This window comes from Novosphingobium sp. BL-A-41-Hi4B-X5A, assembly GCF_055521705.1.
The window spans coordinates 2,468,190-2,484,013 of the sequence record NZ_CM145500.1 but is presented as its reverse complement, the minus strand read 5'-3'; the positions used below and the strand labels follow the sequence as shown (position 1 = coordinate 2,484,013).

Annotated in this window: 18 protein-coding genes and 1 tRNA gene; 10 read left to right on the top strand and 9 right to left on the bottom strand. The window is 63.9% G+C overall.

Features of this window, described 5'->3' with window-relative positions; translation table 11 throughout:
- Positions 1-13: 13 nt before the first annotated feature.
- Positions 14-1,684 (bottom strand): CHASE domain-containing protein, encoded by a 1,671-nt coding sequence (locus tag ACZ1JY_RS12130; protein ID WP_465129436.1) that lies wholly within the window; start codon positions 1,682-1,684, stop codon positions 14-16.
- 195 nt (positions 1,685-1,879) lie between these two features.
- On the opposite strand from ACZ1JY_RS12130, the gene ACZ1JY_RS12125 reads away from it, so the two are divergent.
- From ACZ1JY_RS12125 to ACZ1JY_RS12115, 3 genes are all read left to right on the top strand, one after another.
- A complete protein-coding gene (locus ACZ1JY_RS12125; protein WP_465129435.1) occupies positions 1,880-2,149 on the top strand; it encodes a NepR family anti-sigma factor in 270 nt (89 codons plus the stop codon).
- Positions 2,142-2,777: a sigma-70 family RNA polymerase sigma factor gene (locus ACZ1JY_RS12120; RefSeq protein ID WP_465129434.1), complete on the top strand. Its 636-nt coding sequence runs from the start codon at positions 2,142-2,144 to the stop codon at positions 2,775-2,777. The genes ACZ1JY_RS12125 and ACZ1JY_RS12120 overlap by 8 nt, the downstream gene beginning before the upstream one ends.
- Positions 2,778-2,900: 123 nt before the next feature.
- Entirely contained in the window at positions 2,901-4,088 is a 1,188-nt protein-coding gene (locus ACZ1JY_RS12115; RefSeq protein ID WP_465129433.1) for an AI-2E family transporter, read from the top strand.
- On the opposite strand, the gene ACZ1JY_RS12110 is transcribed toward ACZ1JY_RS12115, so the two are convergent.
- Positions 4,076-4,690, bottom strand: coding sequence for a superoxide dismutase (locus ACZ1JY_RS12110; protein ID WP_465129432.1), 615 nt, complete (start codon positions 4,688-4,690; stop codon positions 4,076-4,078). The genes ACZ1JY_RS12115 and ACZ1JY_RS12110 overlap by 13 nt on opposite strands.
- 115 nt (positions 4,691-4,805) lie before the next feature.
- A complete protein-coding gene (locus ACZ1JY_RS12105) occupies positions 4,806-6,092 on the bottom strand; it encodes a dicarboxylate/amino acid:cation symporter (protein ID WP_465129431.1) in 1,287 nt (428 codons plus the stop codon).
- 86 nt (positions 6,093-6,178) lie between these two features.
- Between ACZ1JY_RS12105 and glmM the strand changes: the two genes are divergently transcribed.
- The 3 genes from glmM to thiD are packed head-to-tail and all read left to right on the top strand — an operon-like array spanning position 6,179 to position 8,483.
- Entirely contained in the window at positions 6,179-7,516 is a 1,338-nt protein-coding gene (gene glmM / locus ACZ1JY_RS12100; protein ID WP_168905497.1) for a phosphoglucosamine mutase, read from the top strand.
- A complete protein-coding gene (locus ACZ1JY_RS12095) occupies positions 7,516-7,740 on the top strand; it encodes a DUF1272 domain-containing protein (RefSeq protein ID WP_118072542.1) in 225 nt (74 codons plus the stop codon). Before glmM ends, ACZ1JY_RS12095 begins: the two co-directional genes overlap by 1 nt.
- Positions 7,737-8,483 (top strand): bifunctional hydroxymethylpyrimidine kinase/phosphomethylpyrimidine kinase, encoded by a 747-nt coding sequence (gene thiD, locus ACZ1JY_RS12090; RefSeq protein WP_465129430.1) that lies wholly within the window; start codon positions 7,737-7,739, stop codon positions 8,481-8,483. Before ACZ1JY_RS12095 ends, thiD begins: the two co-directional genes overlap by 4 nt.
- Here thiD and ACZ1JY_RS12085 read toward each other — a convergent pair.
- The 3 genes from ACZ1JY_RS12085 to ACZ1JY_RS12075 form a co-directional block, all read right to left on the bottom strand.
- Positions 8,468-8,983 carry a GNAT family N-acetyltransferase gene (locus tag ACZ1JY_RS12085; protein WP_465129429.1) on the bottom strand — a complete coding sequence of 172 codons (516 nt, stop codon included), beginning with the start codon at positions 8,981-8,983 and terminating at the stop codon, positions 8,468-8,470. The two genes, thiD and ACZ1JY_RS12085, sit on opposite strands and share 16 nt — an antisense overlap.
- Before the next feature lie 4 nt (positions 8,984-8,987).
- Positions 8,988-9,866: an LOG family protein gene (locus ACZ1JY_RS12080; protein ID WP_465129428.1), complete on the bottom strand. Its 879-nt coding sequence runs from the start codon at positions 9,864-9,866 to the stop codon at positions 8,988-8,990.
- A 125-nt stretch (positions 9,867-9,991) separates the two neighbouring features.
- Positions 9,992-10,528 carry a hypothetical protein gene (locus ACZ1JY_RS12075; RefSeq protein ID WP_465129427.1) on the bottom strand — a complete coding sequence of 179 codons (537 nt, stop codon included), beginning with the start codon at positions 10,526-10,528 and terminating at the stop codon, positions 9,992-9,994.
- 137 nt (positions 10,529-10,665) lie between these two features.
- Between ACZ1JY_RS12075 and ACZ1JY_RS12070 the strand changes: the two genes are divergently transcribed.
- On the top strand, positions 10,666-11,706 hold the full coding sequence (locus ACZ1JY_RS12070; RefSeq protein WP_465129426.1) for a winged helix-turn-helix domain-containing protein: 1,041 nt from the start codon (positions 10,666-10,668) through the stop codon (positions 11,704-11,706).
- On the opposite strand, the gene ACZ1JY_RS12065 is transcribed toward ACZ1JY_RS12070, so the two are convergent.
- Positions 11,675-11,748, bottom strand: a tRNA-Gln gene (locus ACZ1JY_RS12065). The genes ACZ1JY_RS12070 and ACZ1JY_RS12065 overlap by 32 nt on opposite strands.
- A 159-nt stretch (positions 11,749-11,907) precedes the next feature.
- On the opposite strand from ACZ1JY_RS12065, the gene ACZ1JY_RS12060 reads away from it, so the two are divergent.
- From ACZ1JY_RS12060 to ACZ1JY_RS12050, 3 genes are all read left to right on the top strand, one after another.
- The gene (locus ACZ1JY_RS12060) at positions 11,908-13,203 is read left to right on the top strand and encodes a Ppx/GppA phosphatase family protein (RefSeq protein WP_465129425.1); all 1,296 of its coding nucleotides are present in this window, start codon (positions 11,908-11,910) and stop codon (positions 13,201-13,203) included.
- A complete protein-coding gene (locus ACZ1JY_RS12055) occupies positions 13,200-13,889 on the top strand; it encodes an RlmE family RNA methyltransferase (RefSeq protein ID WP_168905503.1) in 690 nt (229 codons plus the stop codon). The genes ACZ1JY_RS12060 and ACZ1JY_RS12055 overlap by 4 nt, the downstream gene beginning before the upstream one ends.
- Positions 13,890-13,988: 99 nt before the next feature.
- Complete coding sequence (locus ACZ1JY_RS12050; protein ID WP_168905504.1) at positions 13,989-14,429, top strand: surface-adhesin E family protein; 441 nt, start codon at positions 13,989-13,991, stop codon at positions 14,427-14,429.
- 3 nt (positions 14,430-14,432) lie between these two features.
- On the opposite strand, the gene ACZ1JY_RS12045 is transcribed toward ACZ1JY_RS12050, so the two are convergent.
- On the bottom strand, positions 14,433-14,792 hold the full coding sequence (locus ACZ1JY_RS12045; protein WP_205525245.1) for a hypothetical protein: 360 nt from the start codon (positions 14,790-14,792) through the stop codon (positions 14,433-14,435).
- Between the two features lie 120 nt (positions 14,793-14,912).
- Entirely contained in the window at positions 14,913-15,815 is a 903-nt protein-coding gene (locus ACZ1JY_RS12040; protein ID WP_118072551.1) for a c-type cytochrome, read from the bottom strand.
- Positions 15,816-15,824 lie beyond the last annotated feature (9 nt).

The following is a 15,824-nucleotide window of genomic DNA, read 5'->3' as shown; positions in this document are numbered from 1 at the left end:
TAAGGGCGCGGCGTTAGCCGCGCCCTTGTCGTATGGCGAAGTCGCCGCGCCGCCTGACAGGAATAAGCAGGCTGCAGCGCACACCTTCGGCCTCGAACTGCAGATCGACCGGATTGCGCAATTCGTGCGCGACGATCTTTTCTACCAATTCTGTGCCGAAACCGCGCTTGCGGCGGACAGTGGTATCGATCGGAGGACCTCCCCGCTCGACCCATTCGATGCGCGCAAGGTTTTCGCCGGCCATGTCCCATGTGACGGACACTTGCCCCGTCTCGACGCTTAGCGCACCGTACTTTGCCGCGTTGGTCGCCAGTTCGTGAATGGCAAGGCCCAGCGACAAGGCGTCGTTCGGCGCGAGCTCCACGTCGGGACCGGAAATTTTGAGATGTCGCTGCACGTCTTGCGCATAGGGCGCGAGTTCGGCCTTCACGACAGCCATGACCGGTGTCGTTCCCCAGTCGGACTGGGTCAACAGATCGTGCGTGGCGGACAGCGCGCGAATACGCTTTTCCAGGCTGTCGGCAAATTCCGGCAGGCTCGTGGCGCGGCGGCGCGTCAGCGAGATGATCGACAGCACATTGGCCAGTGTATTCTTGACGCGATGATTGAGCTCGCGCGTCAACGAGTTGCGGATCGAAGACTGCTGCTCGAACCACGCCAGAGCGATGCGGTCTTCCACGGCCTGCTGGGTCAACAGGCGGGCCAGGACCAGAAGCAGGGTAGCGACAAGCAGGCCGAACAGCAGCGACATGACCGACATGATCGAAAGCATTGGCGTTGTCGGTGCCTCGATCTCCAGAATGAAGCGATGCCCGGCTATGTCGAGTGCCTGACGAATGATGCGTCCTGATGCGCCAACCGGCGCCACCTCGGCCATGAGCCTTCTGCCCGATGCATCTTCATCGAACAATCGCACGCCAGCCCCGCCCAGGTGGTTCGTGTCGATGGACGATTCGAGGAAACGCTGGGCATTGTAGGGAGAATACACATATCCGCGCAGCGTGCGGGGATTGGGATCGCTGTTGAGCGTATAAACCGGCATGTAGACGAGGAAGCCCTGGTGGCGCGCTTCTTTACCTTCCTGCTGCAGCACCACCGCGCCCGACGCGGTCGGCTGACCAGTACGCTCGGCTGACTTCATCGCCGCACGCCGCGTGGCCTCGGAAAACATGTCAAAGCCAATCGCGCGTCGATTGCGCTGGGTGTCGGGCTCCAAGAACATCACCGGGACGACGAAAGGGCGTTCCGCGTCTGGCTTGGGCCTGATCGCGAAATCCTGCCACCCTCCGCTTCGCATGATTGCTTCTACCGTCGGAATGTCGGCGCGGTTAACCTTCATCGCCCAGCCGATCCCTTCGGAGCCGACGTATCGGCCATCGAGATGCAATTGGCGGATGAAGGTCCGGAATAGGGGCGCCTCGACCATCTGCTGTGTTGCAAATAGCGCGGCACTCGAACGCAGATAGGCAGCATTGGCGTTGGACCGCCGCTCCAGCCCCGAGGCGACGGATTGCGCCAATTGCGCCGTGGTAGCGGTCTGGCGACGATCCTCGGCGGTTTCGATAGCAGCGACGCTGAGGACTGTTACCGCCATGGTCAGGCCGAAAATGCCGACGGGTACGGCGCGGGGGAAACGCTCGTACCATCTGGGCGTCAGCTTTTTCTGGGCAAGCAATTTCTCCACCGCGCGCCCGTTTTCCCTTCCACTGCAGGTTTCACCGAAAAACCCGCTTCCCCCGGTACACTCAACAGCCCGCAAAGCGAAATGATCGCTGCGAGCATCAGGTCGGGAACCGACAGGAGCGAATATCGTTCCTCATCAAAACCTCGTATCGCGCTTTGCCGTTTACCTTGATGGCTTTCTGATGAATGCATTTCAATGAACGGGCGCGATGCACTCACAAATGCGCATCTGCCGCGCCGTTGCGGTCTCATTTTGGATTTTTCCCTGGAGGGGGAGGCGTTGACAGAGCGAATGTCGAAAGAACAACCAATGAATCCGGGTCAGCAGCGCCGCAAGGGCGGAAAAACGCGCCCGCCTGAATGGGCGGATGGGCTCAAGCGCCTTTACGATTCGGTGCTCGATGAACCTCTGCCCGATACCTTTGCCGATCTGCTGAACAAGCTGGACGATCCATCCAATGGCTGAAGCTGATCCGCAGGCTGCCGGTGCTGACATCGACAAGACGCCTCGCCCCGCCAGCGACCCCGTGACGTTCAAGCGTGAACTCACCGGCGTTATCCCCCACCTGCGCGCATTCGCTCGCGGTCTTTGCGGCCGGCCTGACCTGGCTGACGATCTTGTGCAGGAAACGCTGCTCAAAGCCTGGGCCGCGCAAGAGCGGTTCGAGCCGGGTACGTCGATGCGTGCGTGGACTTTCGTGATCCTTCGCAACGCTTACCTCACCGACATGCGCCGGAACCGCTTCCGCGCCGATTATGACGAAACCGTGGCAGAGCGGATCCTTGTGGCCCCCGCCGCGCAGGAAGGCCCGATGCATCTTTCGGACATGCACCGCGCCTTGCTCACGCTTCCGCCAGAACGGCGCGAGGCACTGCTGCTGGTGGGCGCAGGCGGCTTCAGTTACGAAGAAGCCGCGCAGATCTGCGGGTGCGCCGTTGGTACGATCAAGAGCCGCGTTGGCCGCGCCCGCGCAGCACTGTCGCAAATGATCGAGAACGGGCAGATCCCGCGCCGTAGCACCGATGATGCCGTGGCTCACTCGGCCATCATGACCGAGCTGGATCAAACCGTTCACGCCGGCAGCCAGTCCTGACGAACTGCTGCTCTGCTGCCGCAGCAACACTCTCCTGCAAATTCACGCGACACCGGCCAAGGCTATTGATCAGCGCCTGACAACGGTGGATGGAGCATTGAAACCTCTGTCAGGCCCATTTGCGTGAATCAGCCACCGTCAGACATGCTGGAAAGTCCGCTGGACCTCGACGATCCTGCAGACCGCCGTGCGCGGCTGCAATCGGCGATCGTGCTTTTGCTGGGGCTGGGACTGTTCCTCGCATTGCCGTTCGTGCTTTCGATCGGATCGGTGGTGTTCCTGCCTCCGGTGACGGCGATGATCTTCACGATCGTAATGTCCCCGCTGGCGGACCGACTGACCCGTCTCGGCCTGCCGAACATGCTGGCCTCCTTCATCGCGATCTGTGCGCTGGTTGCTGTCGTATTGATGGCGTTGCTCCTGATCCTGCAGCCCGCCTTCGTGATGGTGGATCAGGTGCCGACCTTGGCGCGGCAGGTTGCCGGACGGTTTGCCGAACTACGCGGAAACCTTTCATGGATCGCAGATGTAAACCGGCAGCTTGCCCGGATCACGGGGCATTCGGCCACGCGCGAAGTGGTGGTGGCCAGCCCTTCAGTCATCGAACAGGTGGCTTTTGCCACGCCAAGCGTCATCCTGGAGACGCTGCTTACCCTGCTTATGACTTTCTTCATGATCGAATCGCGCATTCGCATGAAACGGCGCATTCTGCTGGATCGCCATTCCTTCAACGCCTCAGTCCGCCTCGCACGGGTCCTGCGCGACGTGCAGGAGCGCGTGGCGAGCTATATCCTCACTGTGGCTCAGGTGAATTTCGGCGTGGGCACTGTCGTGGCGCTGGGGGCATGGGGCTTTGGCCTCGCCGCGCCGGTCATGTGGGGCGGCCTTGCCTTCGTGCTCAATTTCCTGCCCTACCTCGGGCCGCTGGTCATGATGGGGTTGCTGGCTCTGGTAGGGCTTGGCACGGCAAGCAGCGTGGCGGTGGGTCTGGTCCCGGTGCTTGCCTACCTCGCGCTTCACGCTATTGAATCGAACGTGCTGACCCCGTCAATCCTCGGCGCGCGCTTCACGGTCAATCCCGTCGCCATCCTGCTGTCGATCAGCTACTTCTCGTGGATCTGGGGCGTGCTCGGCGCACTGCTCTCGGTCCCGATCCTGCTGACCATCGCCGCGCTGCTCGACCATATCGGCAGGCCGAACCTGGTCGGCTTCCTTTTTGGCGAAGCTCTATTCGAACCTGCCCGCCTCTCCGGAATGGATGAGAACGGGCAGGCTGAAGCGGATCAGTACCAGCCAGATCAGGCCGGATAGGTCCAGGTGCCGTCGCGGCCGAGGTTCTCGGCGGCAAACTCCCAGTTCAGGTGCTTCTCGATCACGGCCTTGAGGTACTCGGGGCGCAGGTTCTTGTGGTCGAGGTAGTAGGCGTGCTCCCACAGGTCGATCACCAGCAGCGGCTTGGCATCGCCGGTGGCAAAGGTCGCTGCGTCATGCGTCTGCTCGACCATCAGCTTGTCGCCGCGTGCCACGAGCCAGACCCAGCCTGACGCGAAGTGCGCCGCGCCCTGTGCGCCGAGTTCCTCGCGCAGACGATCGAGCGAGCCGAAGCTGCCTTCGATCGCCGCCGCCAGATCGCCGGTCGGCTCTGAAGATGTCGGGGTCAGGCTGTTCCAGTAGAACGCATGATTCCAGCTCTGCGCGGCGTTGTTGAACAGGCCCTTGTCGCCCTTTGCCTCGGCAGCGGTGACGATTTCCTCAAGGCTCTTGTCCACCAGGTCCGTGCCCTCGATCGCGGCGTTGGTCTTGTCGACGTAGGCCTTGTGGTGCTTGCCGTGGTGGGTCTGCAGCGTGGTTGCCGAGATGCTCGGCTCAAGTGCAGTGTCGGCATAGGGAAGCGGGGGAAGTGTAATCGCCATGATAGTCAACGTCCTTGCTTGGAAATCTGCGTCGCAGACCAACGCGCGAAGTAGTCGTTGGTTGCGACGTCGTCCCGCCTCAAGACCGTTGAAATTATTGAAACAGCAGTTGCAGTTAACGCGCAGGTTCACCGTGGGCACGGTCGACCGCAGCAGTGACTGCGACGTCCATGGTCACGTTGCCCAGCGTGCGCATGAGGTCAGGCAGGACCTCCACGGCGACGAGGATGGCAAGCGGCTCCACCGGTATGCCCATGGCGATGGAGATGGGACCGATCGAGGTCACGAAGCTGATCGCGCCAGGCAGGCTGACCGCGCCCAGTGTCGTCAGCGTCGCCACCACGAAGCCGGCAACCAGCATCGAAGGCGTGATCGGCATGCCGAACCAGTGCGCGACGTAGATCGCCACGGCGAAGTTCATCGCAGGCCCGGTCGCGCGGAACAGCGCCACGGCCAAGGGCATCACCAGATCCGAAGTCTGATCCCGCACGCCAAGCTTGCGGCAGACCGTCAGCATTGCGGGAAGCGTTGCCAGAGAGGACTGGGTCGACAACGCCAGAGCCTGGGCCGGTAACACAGCGCGCGCGAACTCTCCCAGCCGCAGACGCGCGCCAAAAACGGCAACGGCATATGCGGCAAGGAAGATCACCGTGCCGGCCGACGTCACCACCAGAACGTAGTGCGCCAGCGCGCCGATGGCCGAAGTCCCGCTTTGCGCTGCAACCGAAAGGCTGAGGCAGAACACGCCGATGGGGGCCGCCAGCAGCACCCAGCCGATCACCACCAGCATCGCGTTGGCCACAGCCTCGAAGAAAGTGGCCAGCGAGCGGCGCTGCGTTTCGGCGAGACGCGTGGCTCCTAGCCCGAATACGGCGGTAAACAAGATGACCGGCAGGATCTGGTCGGTGGCGGCCGATTGCAGCACATTGGTCGGCACCAGCGATTGCAGGAACGCGCCGAAGCCGGGCACGGTCGCCTTGTCGTGAATCTGCGCTACGCTGGCCCGCAGAGCTGCGGCGGCGGCGGTCGGCATCGGGAAGACCGAAAGGATCGCCGGGATCAGCAGTGCCGCCATGGCACTGCCGCCTGCAAGGATCGTGAAGAAGAACAGCAACGCCCGTCGTGCCAGCGCCCCCGCACGGGCTGCCGCCACCGTCTGCGCAATGCCGGTGAACAGCAGCGAAACCACCAGCGGGACGATCGTCGCGCGCAAGGCGTTGAGCCATAGCGTGCCAACGGGTTGCGCCACGACCAGCACGGGATCGAGTAGTGCCGGGTCGAGAAAAGCCAGTGCAAGGCCCAGCACAAGCCCGCCGACAAGCGCAGCAAAGATCCAGCCGGCGCGGATCGTCGGGATCGGCGGTTGCGTGATGGACGAATTTTCAGAAGGCGGTAAGGTCATCTTGAGACAACTCTAGCTAGGTTGCACGGCAAGGCAACGCATGCCGCCCGGGATCGGGCGCACGAAAAAAAGGGAAACGCCGTTTCATGGCACGCAAGTTCTTCGGCACCGACGGTATCCGGGGCCGGACTAACGCCGGAGTGATGACCGCCGCGACCGCAATGAAGGTCGGGCAGGCTGCCGGCACATACTTCCAGCGCGGCGACCACCGCCATCGTGTCGTCATCGGCAAGGACACGCGCCTTTCCGGCTACATGATGGAAAGCGCGATGGTCGCCGGGTTCACTTCGGTGGGCATGGATGTCGTGCTGCTCGGCCCGATGCCGACGCCCGCGGTCGCCATGCTTACGCGCTCCATGCGCGCCGACCTCGGCGTGATGATATCGGCCAGCCACAACCCGTTCGAGGACAATGGCATCAAGCTGTTCGGGCCCGACGGCTTCAAGCTTTCGGATGACGCCGAACTGGCGATCGAGGCCATGCTGGCGCAGGATCTGGCGCTGGCTGATGCGACGCAAGTCGGCCGTGCCCGCCGCATCGAGGACGCACGGGGCCGCTACATTCACGCGGTCAAGGCCAGCCTGCCTGACAACGTCCGCCTCGATGGCCTGCGCATCGTGATCGATTGCGCCAACGGCGCGGCCTACCACGTCACACCCTCGGCGCTATGGGAACTCGGCGCCGAGGTCATTGCCATGGGTGTCGAGCCCAACGGCAAGAACATCAATGCAGGCGTCGGCTCCACCCATCTCGACGCGATCAAGGCCAAGGTGCGCGAAGTGCGCGCCGACATCGGCATTGCCCTCGATGGCGACGCCGACCGCCTGATCGTGGTCGACGAAAAGAGCCAGACGGTGGACGGCGACCAGATCATGGCGCTGATCGGCACCCAGCTTGCCGCACGCGGAGAGCTGCGCGGTGGCGGCGTGGTCGCCACCGTCATGTCGAACCTCGGCCTCGAACGCTGCCTCGGCGGCAAGGGCCTGACGCTCGAACGCACCGCAGTCGGAGACCGCTACGTGCTTGAACGCATGCGCGAGGGCGGCTTCAATGTCGGCGGCGAACAGTCCGGCCACATGATCCTGACCGACCACGCCACCACCGGTGACGGCACGGTTGCCGCTCTGCAGGTGCTGGCGGCGCTGGTGGAAAGCGGCAAGCCTGCCAGCGAACTGCTGCACCAGTTCGATCCTGTCCCGCAATTGCTCAAGAACGTGCGCTTTGCCGGCGGCAAGCCGTTGGATGACAAGACGGTCCAACAAGCGATCGCCGATGCCGAAGCCCGCCTGCTCGGCAAGGGTCGCCTCGTCATCCGCCCGTCCGGCACAGAACCGGTGATCCGGGTCATGGCCGAGGGAGACGATGCTGGCGAAGTCGAGGCCGTGGTCGACCAGATCTGCGATGCCGTCAGGAAGGCTGCCTGATGCTGGAAATGCGCCCCGATTGCGAACGCTGCGGCACGGATCTTCCCGCCGAAGCGCCCGGCGCCTTCATCTGCTCCTTCGAATGCACGTGGTGCGCGCAATGCGCCGAGGAGCTTGACGATCGCTGCCCCAACTGCGGCGGCGAACTGATGGACCGTCCGACGCGGGCCAAGGCGCTCCACGCCAAACACCCGCCCTCGACGGAGCGCAAGTTCAAGGGATGAGGCCACCACGCGTCCTGTCGATCGCCGGCTCGGACTCCGGCGGCGGTGCCGGCATCCAGGCCGATATCAAGACGATCACCATGCTTGGCGGCTACGCGATGACCGCCATCTGCGCGCTGACCGCGCAGGATACCACCGGCGTCCAAGCCGTCGTCCCCGTCGATCCCGCCATGGTCGCCGCGCAGATCGATGCCTGCGTGAACGATCTGGGCGTCGATGCCGTCAAGATCGGCATGCTCGGCTCGCCCGAGATCGCCGCCGTGGTAGCAGGCCGGCTTGAGAGCCTGTCCGTGCCCATCGTGTTCGACCCGGTGATGATTGCCACCAGCGGTGCGGCGCTGGCCGATGCCGCGACGATCGCCGCTTTCGAACGCCTGATGGCCCTTGCCACGCTGACCACACCCAACGTCCCCGAACTCGCAGCACTCGGTGGTTATGCCGCGATGCAGGCGCGGGGCATTGCCTATATCGCCAAGGGCGGTGACGCCGAGGGACCCGAAGTGATCGATCGCTTGGTCATGCCCGGCCAGCCCGAGCGCGTGTGGACCGCGCCCCGCATCGAAACGCGCCACACCCACGGCACCGGCTGCACGATGTCGAGCGCCATTGCCACGCTGCTCGCCAGTGGCGCCTCGCTTGAAGAAGCAGTAGAGGACGCGCGCGAGTTCGTCCGCGCCGCCTTGCTAGCCGCGCCCGGCTTCGGGGCGGGCCACGGCCCGCTGGGCCATCAGGCGGTGCGCTGATCCCAGTCCTCGCGGGTGAGCGCGAAGTAGACGCTGTCGCACCACTCCTCGCCGACCAGCCACGTCCGCGTGGCGCGGTGGGTCTCGGCGAAACCAAGCCGTTCAAGCAGCCGTGTGGAAGCCTTGTTGCGCGGATCGACGTCGGCAAGGATGCGCGGCAGGTGATGGACGGCAAAGCCGCGCGCGATCACCGCGCCCACCGCCTCGCGTGCGAAGCCCTGACCCCAGACTTCCGGGTCGAACATGTAGCCGAGGTCAGGAAAGCGGTAGAACCCTGCCTTGCCGATCACCCGGCCCTCATGTTCGACAATGAAGTCCTCGCCCTCGAGCGGCGGAATTTCGGCCATGTTGCCAAGCCATTCCGCCGTCACCGCCGCGTTGTCGTGCGGCGGCGTGGACCAGTAGGCCATGGCACGCGGCTGACGCATGATGCCGTGCATCGCCGCAAGGTCCTCCTGCGGGCGCACGGGTCGCAACAGCAGCCGCGCGGTCTGGATCATCGGGTCAGCAGTCCAGATCGTAGAACTTGACGATATGCGCCCACGCTTCCTCGGCCGTCTCCACCGGAATGAACAGATCCAGGTCCTCGAAGTTGATCACGCCCTCTTCTGCCAGCGCGCGGAAGTTCACCACGCGGTTCCAGTAGTCACCACCGAACAGCAGGATCGGGATCGGCTTCATCTTGCCGGTCTGGATCAGGGTGAGCAGCTCGAAAAACTCGTCAAAGGTGCCGAACCCGCCGGGGAACACCGCCACCGCCCTTGCGCGCAACAGGAAATGCATCTTCCTCAGCGCGAAGTAGTGGAACTGGAACGACAGGTGCGGCGTGACATAGCCATTCGGCGCCTGCTCGTGCGGCAGGACGATGTTCAGGCCGATTGATTCGGCGCCAGCATCCTGCGCCCCGCGATTGGCTGCCTCCATGATGGATGGCCCGCCGCCCGAGCAGATCACGAACTGGCGCTTGCCGTCTTCCACCAGCCCGCACTTGCTGGCGGTGAAAGCCAGCTTGCGCGCTTCCTCGTAATACTTGGCCTTGGCAACGAGGCTCTCGATCACGGCCTTGCGCTCGGGCGTGGTGGCCGTTGCCAGCGCTGCTTCGGCCTCGTCGGGCGATGGAATGCGGGCCGAGCCATAAACCACCAGAGTCGATCCGATGTCGGCTTCATCCAGCAGCATCTCGGTCTTGAGCAGTTCCAGCTGGAACCGCACCGGCCGCAGCTCCTCGCGCAGCAGGAAGTCGGTATCGCGGAAGGCCAGCCGATAGGCCGGGTCCTGCTGCTGGGGAGTGGTCTTGGGGTGGTTCTCGACGAAACCGGCTTCCTGCTCGGCCTTGTAGAACTTGCGCTTGGTCAGCTCGTGCTGCTTTTCTTCTTCAGTCATGTGCACATAGGTCGGTCACCATACGGGAAAGCGCAACCCCCGAACCGTGCAATGAAAGATTGCCGCACACAGGGCAAATCGCGCTGCGGCGGGATGCCGATTCGCATGCTTATAACGCCGTGGTGCTAGGCACCATCTGCGCGATGATGGCACCAGGCGACTGCAAGCCACAGCAGCGCAAAGAACGTCAGGACGCCCCATTCGACAGCGTGTCCGGGCATCAGGCGGAGTGCGGCGACACCTGCGGCATACTGTCCCGCCGCCAAGGATACCGCGATCCAGCGCATGGCGCGGGATTGGAACCGGCAGGCCGCCGCCAGCACTATCCCGATGACAATCATGAGGAAAAAGAGCGCGTTCACGGCATCATCGTCGCCAATGATGCCCACGGCTGCGTTCGACCAGACGGTAAGGAAGGCTGTAATGCCGGCAAGAATATAGCCGATGCGCTGTGCGCCTGCCTGAGCGAATCGGGCCGCAAGTTCGAATACCGTGCCGATGAAGCCGAGCAGTAGCGCAGCGAACACGAAGTCCCCGGCTGTCCAGTTCACCTCCGGGGTCAGCTGCATCGCCAAGGCGGGGAGCAGGAGCAGTGCCAGGAGGCTGCCCCATCCGGCAACCCGCCAGCCAATGGCAGTCTGTATAGTACGGGGATTGGTCATGATCGGGCCTCCTTATGCATTTGCCGGGGCGGTTGATGCGTTGGCGCGGTCTGAAAGGCATGAGGAAAAGATGAGCAATTGCCGATATCGCGCCAGGTGCTTGCCAATGCCCCGGGATCGCAGCAGACCCGGACGCAATGGGAAGACACGCACAAATTTTGCGCTTCGGAGACTTCGAGCTCGACTGCGAGAACCGGCAACTGCGGCAACACGGCGCACCGGTCGAGCTTGGCAGCCGCTATTTCGATGCGCTGGCGCTGCTGGTTGCGCGGCGCGGCGAACTGGTGACCAAGGACAGCTTCATGGACGAAGTCTGGCAGGGCATCCCGGTGACAGACGAGGCGCTGACGCAATGTATCCGGACCCTGCGCCGCGCATTGGGGGACAACGCGGCCAAACCTCGCTTCATCCAGACGGTGCCGAAACATGGTTACCGCTTTATTGGCGCGTTGCCCCGGCAAGCCAGCGGGGCACCACGGGCCTTGGCCTCGCGTATTGCCGCTGCCTGCACCCTGTCAGGACTCGCGGCAGGGGCGGCGGCGGGGCTTTTCTACGGCATGGTGGCGGGAATCGGTGGTGGCGGGCAGGTGCTGATCCTGTCGGCGATGATCGGCGTTCTGGGTCTTCTCGCCGGCGCAGGGCTTGGCGCTGGAATGGCTGCAACACTGGTTTGGCGCCAGCATGTCGACTGGTGGATCGTGGCCGGCACTGCACTGGGGGGCCTTGCGATTGGCGCACTGGGCAACCTTTTGGGCCGGGAAGGCGTGGGGTTGCTGTCCGGCGTATCCGACCTTTACGTAACCGGACCGTTTGAGGGCGCAATTCTCGGCTCTGCTGCAGGTCTTGCCGCGTGGGCTGCGCTTGCCGGCAAGGCGCGACGTATCGTGCTTGCCACGGCCCTGTGCGCGGGAGCGGTGGCAGGTCTCATTATCTTCCTGTCTGGCGGTATCCTGCTGGCAGGCTCGCTCCACGCTCTTGAGCTGGGAGTTTCAGGAATGCAGCTTGATGTCGACAGGATTGGCAGCCTGCTCGGCGAACAGGGGCTGACAAGGACTGCTCGGGGGATCACCTCGGTCATCGAGGCGCAGATTTTCGTCTTGGCGAGTGCCTGGGGGCTGCTCGTGGCAGGCAGAATATCTGAAGAGTTGGATGCCCCGCGAGGATTCGAACCTCGATAGACGGAATCAGAATCCGTAGTCTTACCATTAGACGACGGGGCAGTGTGAGGCGCGCAACTAGGGGGCGAGTGCGCCCAAGTCAAGCGGTTCGATGGGCATTTTTGGGGCCGGTCTTGCAGCCGGGGCGGCACATCGCTAGCATTGGGGCCAAGTACCCGGCCTGCATCAGGCGGCGCGGGAAAACATAAGCGAATACGATTCATGGCGGGTTCAATTCCGCCGGCAAATGGGCAAGGCGCGCGACCGGACGGCCAGCCGGCCAACGGCAAGACGGCAGGCGGCAAGAAGGGGCAAAGGAAGAAGCCCCGTCGGCCCCGCGGCAAGACCGGGAGCGGCGCTCCACCCAAGTCGGCCGGCAAGACCAGTCCGCCCGCAACACGCGGTGGCGGCACACACGAGGCTATCGCCGCGGCAACTCCGGCTGTGGTGGCGGAACCTTCCGCAGCGCCTGCGTTCGAGCGGGCAAGCACCTGGCAGAAGCCGCTACCCCATCACCGTCAGGCATATGCCGCGATCGACCTTGGCACGAACAATTGCCGCCTCCTGATCGCCCGGCCCTCGGGCGAGCATTTCGTGGTGATCGACGCCTTCAGCCGCGTGGTTCGCCTTGGCGAGGGACTTGCACAGACCGGACGCCTTTCCGACGAGGCCATGGACCGTGCGCTCGGCGCCCTGCACGTCTGCGCCGATAAGCTGCGCAAGCGCAACGTGCATCTCGCCCGCTCGGTCGCCACCGAAGCCTGCCGCCGTGCCAGCAACGGCCAGGCCTTCATCGATCGCGTCCGCAACGAAACCGGCATCCGCCTCAACATCATCACCGCGCAGGAAGAGGCGCGCCTCGCCGTGCTGGGCTGCCACATCCTGCTCGAACAGGGCAACGGCCCCGCGATGATCTTCGACATCGGCGGAGGATCGACCGAGATGGTGCTGGTCGAAACCGGCGAAACCGTGCCCCGCATCCTCGATTGGCAGTCCGTCCCGTGGGGCGTCGTCTCGTTGACCGAGAGCATCGGCGCAATCGCCGACGATCCGCACGCCCGCGCGGTCGCCTATGCCGAGATGCGCCGCCGTGTGGACGAAGGCTTTGCCGATTTCACCGCGCGCGTAACGCCGATCCGGCACGCGGCACAGGGCGAACGCAGCATCCGCCTGCTCGGCACCAGCGGCACCGTGACCACGCTGGCATCGCTTCATCTCGAACTGCCGCAATATGATCGCCGCGCGGTCGACGGCTTGATCGTGCCGGCCGATTCGATGCGCGACATCTCGCGCCGTCTGTCGACCATGACGCCGTCCGAACGCATTGCCGTGCCCTGTATCGGGCGCGAACGCTCAGACCTCGTCGTCGCCGGGTGCGCAATCCTCGAATCAATCCTCGACATCTGGCCGGCAGAGCGCCTTGGCATTGCAGATCGCGGTATTCGCGAAGGCATCCTGCGCAGCCTTATGGCCACAGGCGCCGACCCGCGCGGACCCAGAAGAACGGAAGCAGCATGAGTCGTTCCGGAAAGAACCCCAATGAGCGGCTCAAGACCGCAAAGGGACGATCAGCATCGTCGGTGCGCTGGCTGTCGCGCCAGTTGAACGATCCATACGTGAAGCAGGCCAAGGCCGAAGGCTGGCGCAGCCGCGCCGCGTTCAAGCTGATCGATCTCGATGAGAAGTTCGGACTTCTCAGGGGCTCGAAACGCGTTGTCGACCTCGGCATCGCTCCGGGCGGGTGGAGCCAGGTCGTGCGCAAGAAGTCACCGGCGGCCAAGGTCGTCGGGATTGATCTCCTGCCGACCGAGCCGATCGAAGGCGTCACGATCTTCGAGATGGACTTCATGGCCGACGAGGCGCCGCAAGCCCTCCAGGATGCGCTTGACGGCCCGCCGGACCTTGTCATCTCCGATATGGCCGCCAACACCGTCGGCCACAAGCAGACCGACCACTTGCGCACGATGGGCCTGGTCGAGACGGCGGTCGACTTTGCCATTCAGACACTGGCGCCCGGCGGCGCGTTCGTAGCCAAGGTCTTTGCCGGCGGCACGGATGGTGAACTTCTCAAGATCCTCAAGACGAACTTCTCGACCGTGAAGCACGCCAAGCCGCCATCGAGCCGCAAGGATTCCTCGGAGTGGTACGTCATCGCCCAAGGCTTCAAGGGCCGCGCGGGGGAGCCTGCGTTAACTGACGACTAGCCTGCTGTCGCATCGCGGGACTCAGGACAAACCCTTAGCTGGGCGCACCCGGCAAGCATGGTTATCAGCGCCTTAACCGACGCACTCCGGAGCCACCCGATGACCTCCATCCGCAGCCTGCTGCTCCCTCTCGCCTTCCTCGGCTTCTCCGGCGGGGCAATGGCAGAAGACATCGCAGCAAGAGGATGGTCTGCCGACTGGAAGGTCATCGGCGTGGCCGAGGACCGCACCGAAGTGCTCGTTCGGCCCGAATCGGTACGCGAACTGCCGCCCAGTGCCGGTCGCAGCTTCGCCGTCCGCCAGGTCTGGGCAGGTTTCGACTTCGCCCCCGCCGCGGGTCTGGCCACCGGACGCAAGATCATCCTGTTTCGTTATGACTGCGCCGCGCGGCGCGTGCTGATCGCCGCTGCAACGGACTATGCGACATCCGGGGAAATACTGTCCCGCAACGCCGTTGCCGCCGACAGTGCCGACCAATACGCCCCGGTCGAGCCCGAGACGCTCAACGCAGCAATCATGGCCGAGGCCTGCAGCCTATAAGCGTCAGCGCTTCGCATTCCAGTTGAACAGGAAATTGCGGTGCTCCGCCCAGGTCTGGCCCTCGATGTGATCGCCAACCAGGCATGCTGCTGTATGATAGGGTCCCGCGCCATCGGTGGTGCGAAAGCTCACGCAAGTCCGCGCGCGGTCGGTCTTCCAGCGTCCGGAGAGGATCTCGCTCTCGTAGAAGCTGCCCTTGACCGTGCCATCGGCCTGCAACTGCAGCACCATCGGTTTGGTGTAAGGCTCGTCCGGATTGGCCGACAGATCAACGGTCCAGTTGCCCTGTATTGCGGCGGGCGGTTCCACCGCACCGGCCTGAGTCATGACAAGCAGAAGCGGTAACGCAGCAAGCAGGCGCATCGGGTCCTCCCAAAGCGCAACTCTGCGCCGCCCTTGCGCGAAGGCAATAGGTACCAAAGACAGCAAAAGGGCGCCCGGACAGTTCCGGACGCCCTTTTGAATTTCGCCTGAAAGCGAAGCTTACTTCTTCGACTTCAGGTAGGCGATCACGTCTGCGCGCTGCTGATCATCCGTGATGCCCGCAAAGGTCATCTTCGTGCCAGCCGCAAAAGCCTTGGGATTCTTCAGCCAGGCATCAAGCGTGGCATCGTCCCAGGTGCCGCCCTTGCCCTTGAGCGCGTCGGAGAAGGCATAACCACCGCGATCACCGGCAACGGCCTCGCCATGCACGCCGAACAGATTCGGACCGATGCCGTTGGCGCCGCCCTGATCGATGGTGTGGCATGCCTTGCACTTGGCGAAGATCGCCTCGCCCTTGGCAGCGTCGCCAACCAGAGCAACTGCCGCACCTTCAGCAGGCGCAGCACCAGCAGCCGGAACGGCTTCAGGCGCAGGCAGCGGCAGGTTCGAGCCGAGCGAGTTGAGATAGAGAATCACGTTGGCGCGGTCTTCGCCCTTGGGCAGACCCGCAAACGACATCTTGGTGCCGGCGGCAAAGGCCTTGGGGTTCTTCAACCAGGCATCAAGCGTGGCGAAGTCCCAGTTGCCGCCCTTGGCAGCAAGATCAGCCGAATAGGCAAAGCCTGCGGCATGCTTGCCGACCGGTTTGCCGACGATGCCATAGAGGTTCGGGCCGATGCCATTGGCGCCGCCCTGTTCGGCGGTGTGGCAGGCCTTGCACTTGGCAAAAACGGCTTCGCCCTTGGCAACGTCGCCAGCCGCGAGCAGATTCGCCAGCGGCAGTTCAGCCGCAGCGCCACCCTCGGCACCTTCTTCGACGACGCCTTCGATCGCGTAGCCCATCTCTTCCGGACGGTGCTCCTTGTCGGCCAGGAAGTAGTGCGCCGACAGGCTGGAGAGCCCCAGAGCCACGATGCCCCCGAACAAGGTCCATCCGGCGATGGTATTGAAACGATCGTCCATTTACGAGCC

What these genes read in the sequence shown, in the direction of transcription:
- ACZ1JY_RS12070 (WP_465129426.1), top strand. Translation starts at nt 10,666, where the DNA reads ATGGGAAGACACGCACAAATTTTGCGCTTCGGAGACTTCGAGCTCGAC.
- ACZ1JY_RS12050 (WP_168905504.1), top strand. Translation starts at nt 13,989, where the DNA reads ATGACCTCCATCCGCAGCCTGCTGCTCCCTCTCGCCTTCCTCGGCTTC.
- glmM (WP_168905497.1), top strand. Translation starts at nt 6,179, where the DNA reads ATGGCACGCAAGTTCTTCGGCACCGACGGTATCCGGGGCCGGACTAAC.
- ACZ1JY_RS12040 (WP_118072551.1), bottom strand. Translation starts at nt 15,815, where the DNA reads ATGGACGATCGTTTCAATACCATCGCCGGATGGACCTTGTTCGGGGGC.
- ACZ1JY_RS12110 (WP_465129432.1), bottom strand. Translation starts at nt 4,690, where the DNA reads ATGGCGATTACACTTCCCCCGCTTCCCTATGCCGACACTGCACTTGAG.
- ACZ1JY_RS12080 (WP_465129428.1), bottom strand. Translation starts at nt 9,866, where the DNA reads ATGACTGAAGAAGAAAAGCAGCACGAGCTGACCAAGCGCAAGTTCTAC.
- ACZ1JY_RS12060 (WP_465129425.1), top strand. Translation starts at nt 11,908, where the DNA reads ATGGCGGGTTCAATTCCGCCGGCAAATGGGCAAGGCGCGCGACCGGAC.
- ACZ1JY_RS12055 (WP_168905503.1), top strand. Translation starts at nt 13,200, where the DNA reads ATGAGTCGTTCCGGAAAGAACCCCAATGAGCGGCTCAAGACCGCAAAG.
- thiD (WP_465129430.1), top strand. Translation starts at nt 7,737, where the DNA reads ATGAGGCCACCACGCGTCCTGTCGATCGCCGGCTCGGACTCCGGCGGC.
- ACZ1JY_RS12125 (WP_465129435.1), top strand. Translation starts at nt 1,880, where the DNA reads ATGAACGGGCGCGATGCACTCACAAATGCGCATCTGCCGCGCCGTTGC.
- ACZ1JY_RS12095 (WP_118072542.1), top strand. Translation starts at nt 7,516, where the DNA reads ATGCTGGAAATGCGCCCCGATTGCGAACGCTGCGGCACGGATCTTCCC.
- ACZ1JY_RS12045 (WP_205525245.1), bottom strand. Translation starts at nt 14,792, where the DNA reads ATGCGCCTGCTTGCTGCGTTACCGCTTCTGCTTGTCATGACTCAGGCC.
- ACZ1JY_RS12120 (WP_465129434.1), top strand. Translation starts at nt 2,142, where the DNA reads ATGGCTGAAGCTGATCCGCAGGCTGCCGGTGCTGACATCGACAAGACG.
- ACZ1JY_RS12085 (WP_465129429.1), bottom strand. Translation starts at nt 8,983, where the DNA reads ATGATCCAGACCGCGCGGCTGCTGTTGCGACCCGTGCGCCCGCAGGAG.
- ACZ1JY_RS12075 (WP_465129427.1), bottom strand. Translation starts at nt 10,528, where the DNA reads ATGACCAATCCCCGTACTATACAGACTGCCATTGGCTGGCGGGTTGCC.
- ACZ1JY_RS12105 (WP_465129431.1), bottom strand. Translation starts at nt 6,092, where the DNA reads ATGACCTTACCGCCTTCTGAAAATTCGTCCATCACGCAACCGCCGATC.